General features: G+C 69.6%; 11 protein-coding genes and 4 pseudogenes. 12 read left to right on the plus strand and 3 right to left on the minus strand.

Going from position 1 to position 14594, the window contains the following annotated elements; translation table 11 throughout:
* The first annotated feature begins 99 nt into the window (after nucleotides 1-99).
* Nucleotides 100-921 carry a pectinesterase family protein gene (locus tag FRZ33_RS03395; RefSeq protein WP_146907642.1) on the plus strand — a complete coding sequence of 274 codons (822 nt, stop codon included), beginning with the start codon at nucleotides 100-102 and terminating at the stop codon, nucleotides 919-921.
* A 71-nt stretch (nucleotides 922-992) separates the two neighbouring features.
* On the opposite strand, the gene FRZ33_RS03400 is transcribed toward FRZ33_RS03395, so the two are convergent.
* The gene (locus tag FRZ33_RS03400; protein WP_146907644.1) at nucleotides 993-2255 is read right to left on the minus strand and encodes a pectate lyase family protein; all 1263 of its coding nucleotides are present in this window, start codon (nucleotides 2253-2255) and stop codon (nucleotides 993-995) included.
* A gap of 265 nt (nucleotides 2256-2520) precedes the next feature.
* On the opposite strand from FRZ33_RS03400, the pseudogene FRZ33_RS03405 reads away from it, so the two are divergent.
* The 7 genes and pseudogenes from FRZ33_RS03405 (at nucleotide 2521) to kduD (ending at nucleotide 8934) form a co-directional block, all read left to right on the plus strand.
* A pseudogene (locus FRZ33_RS03405) lies at nucleotides 2521-3335 on the plus strand (2-keto-4-pentenoate hydratase).
* 43 nt (nucleotides 3336-3378) lie between these two features.
* Nucleotides 3379-4323, plus strand: a complete 945-nt coding sequence (locus tag FRZ33_RS03410) for a TRAP transporter substrate-binding protein (RefSeq protein ID WP_146907646.1) — start codon at nucleotides 3379-3381, stop codon at nucleotides 4321-4323.
* Nucleotides 4324-4331: 8 nt separating this feature from the next.
* Nucleotides 4332-4831, plus strand: a pseudogene (locus FRZ33_RS03415) (TRAP transporter small permease).
* 2 nt (nucleotides 4832-4833) lie between these two features.
* Nucleotides 4834-6114, plus strand: a complete 1281-nt coding sequence (locus tag FRZ33_RS03420) for a TRAP transporter large permease (RefSeq protein WP_146907648.1) — start codon at nucleotides 4834-4836, stop codon at nucleotides 6112-6114.
* 35 nt (nucleotides 6115-6149) lie between these two features.
* Nucleotides 6150-7238 carry a LacI family DNA-binding transcriptional regulator gene (locus FRZ33_RS03425; protein ID WP_425480614.1) on the plus strand — a complete coding sequence of 363 codons (1089 nt, stop codon included), beginning with the start codon at nucleotides 6150-6152 and terminating at the stop codon, nucleotides 7236-7238.
* An 84-nt stretch (nucleotides 7239-7322) separates the two neighbouring features.
* Entirely contained in the window at nucleotides 7323-8168 is an 846-nt protein-coding gene (kduI, locus tag FRZ33_RS03430) for a 5-dehydro-4-deoxy-D-glucuronate isomerase (protein ID WP_146907651.1), read from the plus strand.
* A gap of 8 nt (nucleotides 8169-8176) precedes the next feature.
* Nucleotides 8177-8934, plus strand: a pseudogene (gene kduD / locus FRZ33_RS03435) (2-dehydro-3-deoxy-D-gluconate 5-dehydrogenase KduD).
* 12 nt (nucleotides 8935-8946) lie between these two features.
* On the opposite strand, the gene FRZ33_RS03440 reads toward kduD, so the two are convergent.
* A complete protein-coding gene (locus tag FRZ33_RS03440) occupies nucleotides 8947-9369 on the minus strand; it encodes a cupin domain-containing protein (RefSeq protein WP_227978065.1) in 423 nt (140 codons plus the stop codon).
* A 109-nt stretch (nucleotides 9370-9478) separates the two neighbouring features.
* On the opposite strand from FRZ33_RS03440, the gene FRZ33_RS03445 reads away from it, so the two are divergent.
* On the plus strand, nucleotides 9479-11299 hold the full coding sequence (locus tag FRZ33_RS03445) for an SLC13 family permease (RefSeq protein ID WP_146907655.1): 1821 nt from the start codon (nucleotides 9479-9481) through the stop codon (nucleotides 11297-11299).
* A gap of 15 nt (nucleotides 11300-11314) precedes the next feature.
* On the opposite strand, the gene FRZ33_RS03450 is transcribed toward FRZ33_RS03445, so the two are convergent.
* Nucleotides 11315-12412 (minus strand): PA0069 family radical SAM protein, encoded by a 1098-nt coding sequence (locus tag FRZ33_RS03450; protein WP_146907657.1) that lies wholly within the window; start codon nucleotides 12410-12412, stop codon nucleotides 11315-11317.
* A gap of 56 nt (nucleotides 12413-12468) precedes the next feature.
* On the opposite strand from FRZ33_RS03450, the pseudogene cls reads away from it, so the two are divergent.
* The 3 genes and pseudogenes from cls to FRZ33_RS03465 all read left to right on the plus strand — a co-directional run bounded on the left by cls (nucleotide 12469) and on the right by FRZ33_RS03465 (nucleotide 14546).
* Nucleotides 12469-13885 (plus strand): annotated as a pseudogene (gene cls, locus FRZ33_RS03455) (cardiolipin synthase).
* A 70-nt stretch (nucleotides 13886-13955) separates the two neighbouring features.
* Entirely contained in the window at nucleotides 13956-14219 is a 264-nt protein-coding gene (locus FRZ33_RS03460) for a hypothetical protein (RefSeq protein WP_146910562.1), read from the plus strand.
* Nucleotides 14220-14303: 84 nt separating this feature from the next.
* Nucleotides 14304-14546 carry a GlsB/YeaQ/YmgE family stress response membrane protein gene (locus FRZ33_RS03465; RefSeq protein WP_146907661.1) on the plus strand — a complete coding sequence of 81 codons (243 nt, stop codon included), beginning with the start codon at nucleotides 14304-14306 and terminating at the stop codon, nucleotides 14544-14546.
* Nucleotides 14547-14594: the final 48 nt, after the last annotated feature.

Below are 14594 nucleotides of genomic sequence, written 5' to 3' on the forward strand. Positions count from 1 at the left end.
GGCGCGTGCTGGTCGGCCCGGGCCGCTGGCGCGAAAAGATCGTCATCGATCGTCCCAACGTCCACCTGGTCGGCGCGGACCGCGCGGCCAGCGTGATGCATTTCGACGCCGCGGCCGGACAACCCGGCCCGGACGGCACGCCCAGGTGGCACCTGGGGCTGCGCCAGCCTGATCGTGCGCGCGTCGGATTTTTCCGCGCGCAACCTCACGATCGAAAATTCCTTCGACTACGTCGGCAACCTCGATTCGCCGCGCTTCCAGCCGATCGGCCCGAACGGGCTGCAGGCAGTGGCGCTGATGCTGGATCAGGGCGCCGACCGCAGTCATCTGGTTGATGTCGATCTGGTCGGCCACCAGGACACCCTGTTCGTGGACGCAGGGCGCAGCCTGTTCCGCGGCTGCCGCATCAGCGGCAGTGTGGATTTCGTGTTCGGCGCTGGTCGCGCATTGTTCCGCGACTGCGAGCTGCAGTCGCGCTGGCGGCCCGGCAAGCCGCGGCAAGGTTACGTCGCGGTACCCAGCACGCCGGCGGCGCAGGACTGCGGCCTGGTGTTCGAACACTGCCGGCTGACGCGCGAAGCGCGCGTGCCCGACGCCAGCGTGGCGCTGGGTCGCGCCTGGCGACCGGGCCGCACGTTCGCCGACGGCAAGTACGGTGATCCCGACGTGCTCGGCAACGCCGCGTATCTCTCGTGCTGGATGGATGCGCACATCGACCCGGTCGCCGGCTGGGATGCGATGGCCTACACCGCGCGCGACGGCCAGCGGGTGATGCTGGAACCGCTCGATGCGCGGTTGTACGAATTCGACAGCCGCGGGCCGGGCGCGGCACGTTCGCCGGTGCGCCGCTGGCTCGACGCGGAGCAGGCGGCGGCGTTTTCTCCCGCGCGCGTGCTGGCGGGCTGGGAGGTGGCGGCATGACCGCTCGCCACCGATGCCAAGCCGTCGTCCCGCCGGAGCCGACGCCGCGCGTTTGCCGCGCGGCGCGTGTTTCAGCGCAGGGGTTCGCGGCGCGGCAGCGGCTTGAGCGGCTCCATCGTCGCCAGGTCCCAGTCGGCGGGCACGAAGGGCTGGCGGGTTTCCGTGGGTTTCGGATAGCCGCCGACCTGGTCCTCGTGATCGATGATTCGGCCGCGGCCCTCGATCACATCGGCGACGATGCGGCGGTCGATGTCGTCGCGGTCCCGGGGCCGCGCACCGGCATTGGCGACCACCGCGTCCTGCACCTGGGCCGAAGGCAGCACGCGCACGCCGAACGGCAGCGCGGGCGCCTTCGCCGGCGTGATGACCTTCAGCGGCGCGGTGGTGTAGCTGCCCTGCAACGGCAGCGGCTGGCCGATGCGGTCCACGACCAGGTTGTCCTCGGTGAAAAGTTCGATATCGCCCGAGCCACCGACCATGAAGAAGGCCAGCGATTCGGTGTCGATGCCGGCGCGCATGACGTTGCCGCGCAGCACCATCTGTCCGGTTTCGTAAGGCTCGCGGCCCAGCCATTCCTCGGCGATCAGGTTGTAGTGCGCAGCGCGCTGGCCCGGGTTGTAGATCAGGTTGTTGATCACCTGGCCACGCGCGCCGCCCTTGAACAGCGGATTGCGCTCGTAGTTGTGCGCGTACAGGTTGCCGACGATCAACACGTCGTTGACGTGGTCGTGGATCAGCGTGCCCTTGCTGTGCTCGCCCTTGCCGTGGGTCGAATTCGCCAGGCCCTCGGCCAGCAGGTTGTTGCTGAAGGTGATGCGGCGCGAGGCGTTCGCTTTCCAGTCGTCGCGGCTTTCGCCGGCGAAGCGGGTGCTGGAAGCCGACAGGTTCTCGTCGGTGGCCCAGGTCATCGAGCAGTGGTCGACGATGACGTCGCGGGCGCCGCGCACGGTGGTGATCGCATCGAAGTCCTTGCCCGCGCGCTGCGGCAGCCCGGTGCTGCCGGGGCGCACGCGGATGTGCCGCACCACCACGTCGTGCGTGGCGATGATGAAACCGCCGCGGATGAAGCTGATGCCGGGCTGCGGCGCAGTCTGGCCGGCGATGGTGAGGAAGGGTTCGGTGATGCGCACCTCGCGGCGGTCGAGGTCGATCACGCCGCCGACCTCGAACACGACGATGCGCGGTCCGGGCGTGTTCACCGCCTCGATGAAGGAGCCCGGGCCCTCGGGCGCCAGCGTGGTGACGCGCAGGATCTTGCCGCCGCGGCCGCCTGGCGTGTGCGCGGCCCAGCCCTGGGCGCCCGGGAAGGCCAGCGGGCCACGGTCGGCCGCCACGGTTTCCGCCGGGGCATCAAAGCCAGGGCGATGACGGCCAGCAGCAGGGCGGCCAGGGTGGCGCGGTCGCTGGTACGCCGGCTCGGGCCGGCGGGTCGGTGGTGCTCAGGCATGACTCCCTCCCAGGATTCGCCGCGTCTTTCGGCCGACTGTGGTCCGGACGCGGTCGTGTTGTAAATGACACCGGTTTCCTCTATACCAATCCCCGCCCTGTCCTGGCTAGTGCCGGCGGGGCCCAGCAGGCCACAAAGGCCAGGAGAACCCCGTGACGACAGGCAGTTACCCGGAAACCATCGCCGCCAGCTTCGTGCAGGCGCGCCTGGCCGGCCAAGCCCTGCCCGGGTTCCCCGGCACGCCGCCCGCGGACCTGGCGGCGGGCTACGGTTGCCAGGACGCCGCCATCGCGCTCTGGCCCGACACCCTGGCCGGCTGGAAGGTGGGCTACATCGCCCCGGACCGGCGTGACGCCTCCGGCGAAGACCGGCTGGTCGGCCCGATCTTCACGCACGCGGTCTGGCCGCAGGCCGTGGGCGACAGCACGGACGTGCCGGTGTTCGTGGGCGGTTTCGCCGCGGTCGAGGCCGAGTACGTGTTCCAGCTGGCGGCCGACGCCCCGGCCGGCAAGACGATGTGGACCGCCGAGGAAGCCCTGGCCCTGGTCGCCGCCCTGCACATCGGCATCGAGACCGCCGGCAGCCCGCTGGCCACCATCAACGTGCTGGGCCCGGCCGTGGTCGTGTCCGACTTCGGCAACAACGCCGGCCTGGTGCTGGGCCCGGAGATCGCCGACTGGCGCCGGCACGACGAGGCCGGCCTGGTCTGCGAAACCTTCGTGGACGAAATCAGCGTCGGCCGTGGCGGCGCCGCTTCGGTACCCGGCGGCCTGGGTGCGGCGCTGGCGTTCGCCTGGGCCGGTGCGCGCGACGTGGCCTGCCGCTGCGCGCCGGCATGCTGGTGACCACGGGCGCCGCCACCGGCATCCATGACATCCTCGCGGGCCAGTCCGCCCGCATCCATTTCGGCGCCGCCGGCGACCTGCGTTGCCACGCGGTGCCGGCCCAGCCTTCCATCCAGCCATGACTGATCGCCGCCGTTTCCTCACCGGCCTGGGGCCGCCGCCGGACTGGCCCTGGCCCGTCCCGGCCTGGCCGCGATCGACGGCTCGCAATTACTGACTGCCACCGACGTGCACGTGAAGGGTTATCCGACCGTGCTGGCAGTCGAATGGCTGGGCGAAACGCTCGCGCGCGAAACCGAAGGCCGCGTGCGCCTGCGCCAGTACCACTCGGGCCAGCTGGGCCGCGAGTCGGAGGCGATCGACATGGCACGTTTTGGCGCCATCGACCTCACCCGTGTCTATACCGGCGCGGTGAACAACGCCTTCCCGCTGACCCAGGCGCTTTGCCTGCCCTACGTGTTCGACACGGTGGCGCACCTGCGGCGCGCGCTAGACGGCGAAGTCGGTGCGGCGGTGCTGGCGGGGTTCGCGCAACGCGACCTGGTCGGCCTGGCGATCTACGACAGCGGCGCGCGCTGTTTCTACAACACGCAGCGGCCGTTGCACGCGCCCGGCGACCTGCAGGGCCTGAAGCTGCGCGTGCCGCCGTCCGACATCTTCATCCGCCTGCTGCGCGAGCTGGGCGCGAACCCGACGCCGCTGGCCTATGGCGAGGTGTTCTCGGCGCTGGAAACACGCCTGATCGACGGTGCCGAGAACAACATCCGCAGCTTCCATTCCAGCCGGCATTTCGAGGCGGCGGGTTTCTGGTCGCAGTCCGAACATTCGTATGCGCCGGACGTGCTGCTGATGTCGCGCCGCAGTTTCGACGCCCTGCGCACCGACGACCGCGAACGCGTGCTCGACGCCGCCCGCCGGTCGGTGGCGGTGATGCGCGAGGCCTGGGACGCGTCTGAAACGGCCGCCCGCGAGGCGGTGCGGGCACACGGCGTCGCCTTCAACACCGTGGACGGCGCCGCATTCCGCGCGGCGGCCGAACCCTTGTTGCGCGATTACCTGGCGGCGCCTGAGCTCGCCGCCCTGCACCGTCGCATCCGCGACCTGGCCTGAGGTTCCCGATGTCACAAACCGAAACTCCCGCTACCCCGCGCCATCCGCTGGACCGCCTGGCGCAGGCGGCGACCGCCGTCGCCGCCCTGGCCCTGGTCGGTCTGGTGATCGTGCAGGGCTGGCAGGTGTTCGCGCGCTACGTGATCAACGATTCCCCCAGCTGGACCGAGCCGGTGACCGTGCTGCTGCTGAGCACGGCGATGAGCCTGGCCGCCGCGGCCGGCGTGCGCACCGGCCGGCATTTCAGCTTCGTGCTGCTGGCCGAGGCGCTGGGCCCGGCGGCACGGCGCGCGATGGCGGCGGCGACCGGGTGGTGGTCGCCGCGATCGGCGCCTGCCTGGCAATCGGCGCGGGCGTGTTGTGGCTGGACGGCCTGGACGTGCGCCTGGCCGGCGCACCGCTGCCGCAGAGCAGCGCCTACCTGCCGCTGTGCCTGGGCGGTGCGCTGATGGTGGTGTTCGCGCTGCACCGGCTGCTGGGCGTGCTGCGTCCGGCCGGGGAGGGCTGAGCATGGCCGTTGCCCTGCTGTTCGGACTGTTCGCACTGCTGCTGCTGATCGGCGTGCCGGTGGCCTATGCGCTGGCGGCGGCGGCGCTGGCGACCTTGTTCTACCTGGACCTGCCGGCGATCGTGCTGGTGCAGCAGACCGCGGCCGGCACCGGCTCGGCTTCGCTGATCGCGATCCCGCTGTTCATCTTCGCCGGCGAGATCATGATGCACGGCGGCATCTCCGAGCGCCTGATCAGCCTGGCGGCGGCGCTGGTGGGCCGGCTGCGCGGCGGCCTGGGGCAGGTGAGCATTTTGTCCTCGCTGTTTTTCGGCGGCGTGTCGGGTTCGGCCATCGCCGACGTCTCGGCGGTGGGCGGCGCGATGATCCCGCAGATGGTCAAGCGCGGTTACGACCGCGACTACGCCGTCAACGTCAGCATTACCGCCGCGCTGGTGGCGCTGCTGGTGCCGCCCTCGCACAACCTGATCCTGTTCTCGGCCGCGGCCGGCGGCGGGCTGTCCATCGCCGACCTGTTCGCCGCGGGCATCGTGCCGGCGCTGCTGATGACGCTCGTGCTGATGTTCACCGGTTACGCGGTGGCGCGCCGGCGCGGTTATGGCACCGAGCCCTTTCCGGGCTGGGCCGCCGTGCTGGTCCGTTTCATCGCCGCCCTGCCGGGCCTGGGCCTGGTGGCGCTGATCTTCATCGGCATCCGCGCCGGCGTGTTCACCGCGGTGGAAAGCGCGGCGGTGGCGGTGGTGTACGCCTTGCTGGTCACCACCCTGGTCTACCGCAAGCTCGGCTGGCGCGACTTCCTGGAAACGGCGATGGGTGCGGCCCGCACCACCGGGACCATCCTGTTCGTGATCGCCGCCGCGGCGGTGTTCGGCTGGCTGCTGGCCTACCTGCAGGTGCCGGCGGCGGCGGTGGACACGCTGCAGTCGGTGGCCGAGCGGCCGACGACGATGCTGCTGCTGGTGATCGTGATGTTGCTGCTGCTGGGCACCTTCATGGACCTGGCGCCGATGATCCTGATCTGCACGCCCATCTTCCTGCCGGTGGCCAGGGCCTACGGCATCGACCCGATCCATTTCGGCGTGGTGCTGATCCTGACCGGCGGCATCGGCCTGGTGACGCCGCCGGTGGGTTCGGTGCTGTTCGTGGGCACGGCCATCGGCCAGATCAGCATCGCCCAGAGCCTGCGCACGATCTGGCCGTTCTGGCTGGCGGCCCTGGCGGTGCTGCTGCTGGTGGCCTTCGTGCCGGGCCTGACATTGACCCTGCCGGGCCTGCTCAAGTGAGCCCGGCACGCGCCCGGACGGACGGTTAGAATCCGATGACCATGAGCAAAGACGCCAAGACCCTGGCCCCCGCCGCCGCCGCCCCTGCGACCGGCAGCGGCACCCACGGCAAGAACACCATCAATGACGTGGCGCGCCTGGCCGGCGTGTCGAAGAAGACGGTGTCGCGCGTGATCAACGACTCGCCGCTGGTGCGGCCCGACACCCGCCAGAAGATCCTGTCGCTGATGCAGCAGATGGGCTACGCGCCGGATCCGCAGGCGCGCGGGCTGGCGTTCCGGCGTTCGTTCCTGATCGGCCTGGTGTTCGACAACCCGACCGCGCAGTACATCGTCAACCTGCAGTACGGCGCGCTGGACGCGCTGCGCGATTCCGGCTTCGAACTGGTGGTGCATCCCTGCGACTCCAAGAGCGAGGGTTACATCGAGGGCATCAAGCGTTTCGTGCAGCAGCAGAAACTCTACGGCGTGATCCTGATCCCGCGCGTGTCCGAGGACCAGGCCCTGGCCGACGTGCTCAAGGAGATCGGCTGCCGCTATGTGCGCATCGCCTCTGTGGCGATGGACGAGCCGGCCAACATGGTGCTCACCCACGACCGCCAGGCCGGTGCCGAGGCCGCCAACTACCTCGAGTCGCTCGGCCACCGCCACATCGCCCTGGTCACCGGCCCGAAACGCTACCGCAGCTCGATCGAACGCGGCGGCGGTTTCACCGAGGCCCTGGCCAAGCGCGGCATCGAGATCCCGCCGGAAATGATCTACGAAGGCGGCTACACCTTCGAGTCCGGTGTCGCCGGCGCCGAATGGCTGCTGACCAAACACCCGCGCCCGAGCGCGATCTTCGCCTGCAACGACGAAATGGCCGCCGGCATCTACAAGGCCGCGCTGCGCATGGGCCTGTCCATTCCCGGCGACCTGTCGGTGGTGGGTTACGACGACAGCCCGCTGGCGTCGCAGTTGTGGCCGGCCTTGACCACGCTCCGACTCTCGGTGCGCGATCTTGGGCGGCAGGCGGCGGCGATGCTTTTGGCCGAAAACTGGCCGCGCGCCGCCCAGGCCCAGGCCGGCATCTCGGTGTCGCCGCACCTGGTGGTGCGCGACTCCTGCCAGCCGCCCCAGAACTGAGCCCCGACGCACCCGCCACGCCCGCACTTCGCCACCCAGAATGACACCGGTAGAAATCCACCGGTGCAGCACCCGGAGAGACCCATGTTCACCAAGACCTACCACGCCACCCACCCCGACATGATGGCCGGCGCCAGCAACGACCAACTGCGCGACCGCTATCTGATGAGCGGGCTCTTCGTGCCCGGCCAGGTGGTGCTGAACTATTCGCACAACGAACGCTTCGTGATCGGCGGCGCCGCGCCGACCACGGCCGCAGTGGCGCTGCCGGTGCAGAGCGAGCCGGCTTCGGCCAAGGGCAAGCCCTTCCTCGAGCGCCGCGAGCTGGGCGTGGTGAACGTGGGTGCCGGCACCGGCACCGTCACCGTGGACGGCACCGCCTACACGCTCAAGCCCAAGGACGGCCTGTACGTGCCGATGGGCAGCGCCGAAGTGGTGTTCGCCTCCGCCGATGCCGGCACGCCCGCGAAGTTCTACCTGGCCTCGACCCCGGCGCACACGCGCCACGCCGTGAAGCACATCTCGATCGAGCAGGCCGTGCCGCTGGAACGCGGCGCGTTGGAGACTTCGAACGAACGCACCATCTACCAGTACATCGTGCCGGCCACCTGCACCAGCTGCCAGCTGCTGCTGGGCCTGACCATCCTCAAGCCGGGCAGCGTCTGGAACACCATGCCGCCGCACCTGCACGACCGCCGCAGCGAGGTCTATTTCTACTTCGACCTGGCCGACCAGAAGGTGATGCACTTCATGGGCGACCCGGCCGCGACGCGGCACTTGGTTGTCGGCAACGACGAAGCCGTGGTCTCGCCGCCGTGGTCCATCCACATGGGCTCGGGCACGAAGAACTACTGCTTCCTCTGGGCCATGGGCGGCGAGAACCTCGACTACACCGACATGCACCAGCTCGACATCTGCCAGCTCAAGTAAGGAAGGCCATGTCCACCGAACTGTTCAACCTCAAGGGAAAGGTCGCACTGGTCACGGGCGCCAACACGGGCCTGGGCCAGGGCATCGCGCTGGCGCTGGCCGAGGCCGGCGCGGACATCGCCGCGGCCGGCATCGCCGAACCCACCGAGACCGAAGCCCGGGTCCGCGCGCTCGGCCGGCGCTTCACCTTCATCGAAGCCAACCTGATCAGCATCGAGCCGGTCGGGCGCATCGTCGAGGAAACGCTGGCCGGGCTGGGCGGGCTCGACATCCTGGTCAACAACGCCGGCCTGATCCGCCGCGCCGACGCGGTGGAGTTCAGCGAGAAGGACTGGGACGACGTGATGAACGTCAACATCAAGTCCGCGTTTTTCATGTCGCAGGCGGCGGGCCGGCATTTCATCGCCCCGGGGCCGCGGCAAGATCATCAACATCGCCTCGATGCTGTCGTTGGGGCGGCATCCGCGTGCCGTCCTACACCGCCAGCAAGTCCGGCATCGCCGGCATCACGCGGCTGCTCGCCAACGAGTGGGCGGCCAAGGGCATCAACATCAACGCGATCGCGCCGGGTTACATGGCCACCGACAACACCGCGCAGCTGCGTGCCGATGCCGACCGCAACAAGTCCATCCTCGACCGCATCCCGGCCAACCGCTGGGGCGAGGCCTCGGACCTGGGCGGCACCGCGATCTTCCTGGCGTCGTCGGCATCGGACTACGTCAACGGCGCGATCATTCCCGTGGACGGCGGCTGGCTGGCGCGCTGAGGCGCGCCGCGTTCAGGGATCCGTCGGGCGTTTGGGGAACACGACGAGGATCACCAGGTCTTCGTCGCCCCGCTGCCTGAGCCCGTGGCTGTCGCCGTCGCGGGTAAGGATGGCGTCGCCCGGACCGACTTCGCTGACCTTGCCCTCGAGCGTGAGTTCGCCGCGGCCGCTGAGCACGTAGTACACCTCGTCCTTGTCGTTGGTGTGCAGGCCGATGCTGGCCCCCGGGTGCAGGGCGCGCTTCCTGAACACGACGCGGAAACCCTCGGCGTCCGCGAAGAACGGGTAGGCGGTGCTGGTGCCTTCGCCTTCGTGCGGCCCCGGTTGCTCGACGGCGATCGCCGCTTCGTTCTCGACATAGGATTCACGCGTCGCCGCGGGCGCAGCGGGTGCCGCCAGCAACAGTACGGTGCACAGCGAAACGATACGGTCCACGGCAGGCTCCGACGATGAGTCAAGCCAAGCTTGCGCCGCGGGCGGCCGCACCGGCAAGCTGTTCGCCTGCGCGGGCAGACGCCTGCGCCGCCCCCATCCCCGGACTTCCATGGACTTCCAGCAGATCCTGTTTCTGGTCATCCTCACCGGCGCCCTGGTGTTGTTCATCAGCGGCAAGCTGCGCGTGGACGTGACTGCGATGCTGACGCTGATGGCCCTGGCCCTGACCGGCATCCTCGACGGCAAGGAGGCGCTGTCGGGATTCAGCAGTGAACCGGCGATCATCGTCGCGGCGGTGTTCGTGCTGTCGGCGGGCCTGGCCGCCACCGGCGTCACCGACCGCATCGGCGCGCTGATCGGCAAGGCCGCGGGCGGCAGCGAGTGGCGTGCGATCGCGATCACCATTCCCGCCGTGGCCACGCTGGCCGCGTTCTCGCACCACCTGATGGTGACGGCGATGATGCTGCCGATCATGCTGCGGCTGGCGCGCGACAAGTCCATCCCGGCCTCGCGCCTGCTGATGCCGATGTCGCTGGCGGCCTCGCTGGGCACCACGCTGACGCTGTTCAGCGCGCCGGCCTTCCTGATCGCCGCCGACCTGCTCGAGCGAAATGGCGGCGAAGGCCTGCACGTGTTCTCGATCACGCCGATCGGCGCCGCGCTGGTGCTGCTGGGCCTGGTCTACATGCTGCTGGGCCGTTGGATCCTGCCGCGCCGCACCGGCAGCGGCGGAGAAACCGACTATCTGCGCCTGGACCACTACTACACCGAGCTGCTGATCGAAGACGCGTCGCCCTGGATCGGCAAACCCTATGCCGAGTTCCAGAAGGCCTTCGGCGACCGCCTGGCGGTGGTGGACTGGCTGCGCCAGGGCATGCGCCGCCGCCGCCGCGCCAGTGACCAGCCGCTGCTGGCCGGCGACGTGCTGCTGGTACGCACCTCGCCCGACGAGATCGCCTCGATCAAGGACGAACCCGGCGTGGCCCTGCATTCGGTGGCCAAGTACGGCGAATCCCGTACCGACGAGGACAAGTCGGAACTGCTGGGCGAAGAACAGATCGTGCAGGCGGTGGTGGCACCCGATTCCGAGTTCATCGGCCGCACCCTGGGCGAAATCGATTTCGTGCGCACGCTGGGCGTGGTGGTGGTCGGACTGTGGCGGCGCGATGGCTGGCTGCGCGACGAGATGTCGCAGATGGTGCTGCGCGAAGGCGACCTGCTGGTGCTCTGGGGCCGGCAGCAGACGCTGTCGGAACTGGCGTCCCACCGCGGTTTCCTGATGCTGATGCCGTTCACCGCCGCCGGCCGCCAGCGCCGGCGCGCGCCGGTGGCGCTGGGCATCATGGCCGCCGCGATCGTGGCCGCGGCCACCGAAGTGCTGCCGGCACAGATCGCCTTCCTGGCCGGCGCGGTGGCGATGGTGCTGACGCGCTGCGTGGACATCGAGAACGCCTACCGCAACGTCGAGGTGCGCATCTTCGTGATGATCGCCGGCGTGATCCCGCTGGGCGTGGCGATGCAGAAGACCGGCACGGCGCAGCTGTTCGCCGACCAGCTGCTGCGATTCGCCGCCGACTGGCCGCCGCTGACCGTGCTGCTGGTGATGTTCTGGGCCGCTGCCCTGCTGACCCAGATCCTTTCCGACGCCGCCACCACGGTGCTGCTGGCGCCGGTGGCGTTTTCGGTGGCGTCCGCGCTGGGCCTGCCGCCGGAACCGTTCGTGGTGTGCACTGCACTTGGCGCGGTGGCGTCCTTCCTGACGCCGATCGGCCACCACGGCAACCTGCTGATCCTCAACCCGGGCCAGTACACCTTCGGCGACTTCCTGCGCATCGGCGTACCGCTGACCGTGCTGATCAGCATCGTCTGCACCTGGATGGCGCGCTGGCTGTGGCTGGACGGCCCGCTGCTGCCGGCGGGATGGTTCTGACCGGACGCGTCCGGCTCAGAACAGCTCGGCCTGCGGCGAGGGCCGGCGCGGCGGCGTGAACCGCGTGCTGTCCAGCGGTTTCGAGCGCCATAACGAATAACCGAGCCGGCGCCAGGCCAGGTTGAACCGTGCCTCCACCAGCTGCGCCCAGGCACCACTGCCGCGCTGGCGCTGGCCGAAGCTGGCGTCGTAGTCGCGTCCGCCGCGGCTTTGCCGCACCAGGCTCATCACGTGCTCCGCCCGTTCGGGCACGTGCGCGTCCAGCCAGTCGCGGAAGTGCTGCTTGAGTTCGTGCGGCAGGCGCAGCAGCACAAAACCGGCGCGGGTGGCGCCGGCGTCACGCGCGGCCTCCAGCACGGCTTCCATCTCGTGGTCGTTCACCGCCGGGATCACCGGCGCGAACATCACGCCGGTCGGGATGCCGGCGTCGGCCAGTCGGCGGATCGCCGCGATGCGCCGGTGCGGCGCACTGGCGCGCGGTTCGAGTTTCGCCGCCAGGTGGTTGTCCAGCGTGGTCACCGACAGCGCGGCACTGACCAGGCCTTCGCGCGCCAGCGGCCCCAGCAGGTCGAGGTCGCGCTCGATCAGCGCGTTCTTGGTGAGCAGGGTGAAGGGATGCCGGGTTTCCGCCAGCAGCTCGATGATGCCGCGGGTGATGCGGTAGCGACGCTCGATCGGCTGGTAAGGGTCGGTATTGGTGCCCATCGCGATCGGCGCGCAGCGGTAGGACGGCCTGGCCAGTTCGGCGCGCAGCACCTCGGCGGCATTGGTCTTGGCGAACAGCCGGGTCTCGAAGTCCAGGCCCGGCGAGAGCTCCAGGTAACTGTGCGATGGCCGGGCGAAACAGTAGGAACAGCCGTGTTCGCAACCACGGTAGGCATTCACGGAACGATCGAAGGGGATGTCGGGCGAATCGTTGCGTCGGAGCACGCTGCGCGCACGCTCCTCCGTGACGGTGGTTCGCGGGTTGGGCTCGGGCTCGCCGTCGTGGAACCAGCCATCGTCCTCGGCCTGGTGCACCGTCTTCGCGTGGCGGCCGGGCGTGTTGGCCACGGCGCCACGGCCCTTGGTGGCCGCCGTCCTGGCACCGGGACCGGGTTTGTCTGCGATCATGGCCCCAGCCTACGCCGGTCCGGTCTCCCGGACTGAGACGACCACGGGGAGCCGTCATGTCCTTCAGCGAACTCTGGCCCGAACTCAAGCCGGTCGTGGTCAGCCTGTGGGCGCTGTACCTGGTGGTGCTGTCGGTCTGGATCGTGATGCAGCAGCGCGAGCCGATCGCCACGCTGAGCTGGATCATGTCGCTGGCGCTGCTGCCGGTCGTCGGCCTGGTCATCTACCACTTCTTCGGCCCGCAGCGGATCAAGCGGCAGCAATCGCGGCGCTCCCGTTCGCGTGCCGGCCTGAGCAGGGCATTGCCACCCGGGTTCGAGCCCAGCAGCGACTGCATCACGGTGGCGCGGCTGGGCCAGGCGGCCACCGGTTTCGCGCCGGGCACGGCCAAACGCGTGGACCTGCTGGTGGACGGCGCCGCCACTTACGACGCGCTGCTGGCAGCGATCGCCGGCGCCCGCCACCACCTGCACGTCGAGTACTACATCTTCGAACCCGACCGCACCGGCACGATGATCCGCGATGCGCTGATCGAACGTGCGCGTGCCGGCGTGCGGGTGCGCCTGCTGCTCGACGCGATCGGTTCCTCGCGGCTGTCGCGCGCCTTCCTGGTGCCACTGCACGCGGCCGGCGTGGAGTTCGCCTGGTTCCACCCGGCGAAACTGCGCTGGATCTGGCGGCCGCGGGTGAACCTGCGCAACCACCGCAAGGTGGTGGTGATCGACGGCCTGCTCGGTTTCACCGGCGGCATCAACATCACCGACGAGGAGAACGAACGCCTCGATCCCGGTGCCTACCACGACCTGCACCTGCGGCTGGAAGGCGAGGTCGTGCGCTGGCTGCAGCTGGCCTTCCTCGAGGACTGGCACTACGCCACCGGCATCGCCCTGCGCGACGACCACCTGTGGCCGGACGCGCCGACCGGCCGGGTGCTGGCCCAGGTGCTGATCTCGGGCCCGGACTCGCCCTGGGAAGCAATCCATCGCGTCAAGGTCGAGGCCATCCACCAGGCGAACCACCGGGTCTGGCTGGTGACGCCGTATTTCGTGCCCGGCGAAGCGGCGCGCATGGCGCTGTCGTCGGCGGCGCTGCGTGGCCTGGACGTGCGGGTAATCGTGCCGGCTCGCAGCGACTCGCGCATCGTCAGCGCGGCGGCGCGCTCCTACTACGACGAGCTGATCGCCGCCGGCGTCAAGGTGTTCGAATACGGCCCGCGCATGCTGCACAGCAAGGCGCTGCTGGTGGACGAAGACAGCTGCCTGTTCGGCAGCGCCAACTTCGACCACCGCAGTTTCCGGCTCAACTTCGAACTTTCGCTGCTGGTGCACGACATCGGGGTGGCGGCGGCCCCTGGAACGGCAGATCCTGCTCGACCTGGAGCACTGCCACGAGGTCCGGGCCGACCGCGCGAGGGCGCCGTTCCCGCGACGCCTGGGCGATGCCTGTGCCCGGCTGTTTTCGCCCCTGCTCTGAGGCCGCCGGGGGCTGTCCGCGGCCGGCCCGGCTTGGGCTACACTCCCCGGAAATTCCCGTGAGGTGGCCCATGCACTGGCTTTATCTGCTCGCTTCCCTGGCCTGCCTGGCCCTGGCCATGATGCGCAGCATGCCGACGTTGGGCGTGCTGTTCTTCCTGGCCTGCGCGCTCGGTTTCATGGTCGCCTGGATACTCGGCTGGATGTCCTCGCGCATCGCCAGCCAGACGCGCGATGTCGGCCACATCATGAGCCCTGACGAACTTCGCCGCCTGCGCGAACAGGCCGAGGCCAACCGGCGCGCACGCGCTTCGGGCGAAGGCAACGACTCCTGAGACGCGTGTTAGCCTGAGCCCGGTACGCCGCAGACAGCGGCGGCCGTCGCACACAACAACAATGCCCGTTCCGGGGAGGTATCCATGAACCTGATCATTTTCCTGCTCATCGGCGCACTGGCCGGCTGGCTGGCCGGCGTGGTGATGAAGGGCCGCGGCTTCGGCGTCATCGTCAACATCCTGGTCGGCGTCGTCGGCGCCTTCTTCGGCGGCTGGCTGCTGCCGCGGTTGGGCGTGAACTTCGGCGGCGACGTCGGCCTGTTCATCACCGCCTTCATCGGCGCAGTGATCCTGCTGGCGATCATCGGCCTGATCAAGAAAGCCTGAGCTGCATCGTGGCGACCCGGGAACGGCGGCTTCGGCCGCCGTTTCTTT

It is taken from the genome of Arenimonas daejeonensis, from assembly GCF_007993735.1.
In the GTDB taxonomy this organism is placed as follows: Bacteria; Pseudomonadota; Gammaproteobacteria; order Xanthomonadales; family Xanthomonadaceae; genus Arenimonas; species Arenimonas daejeonensis.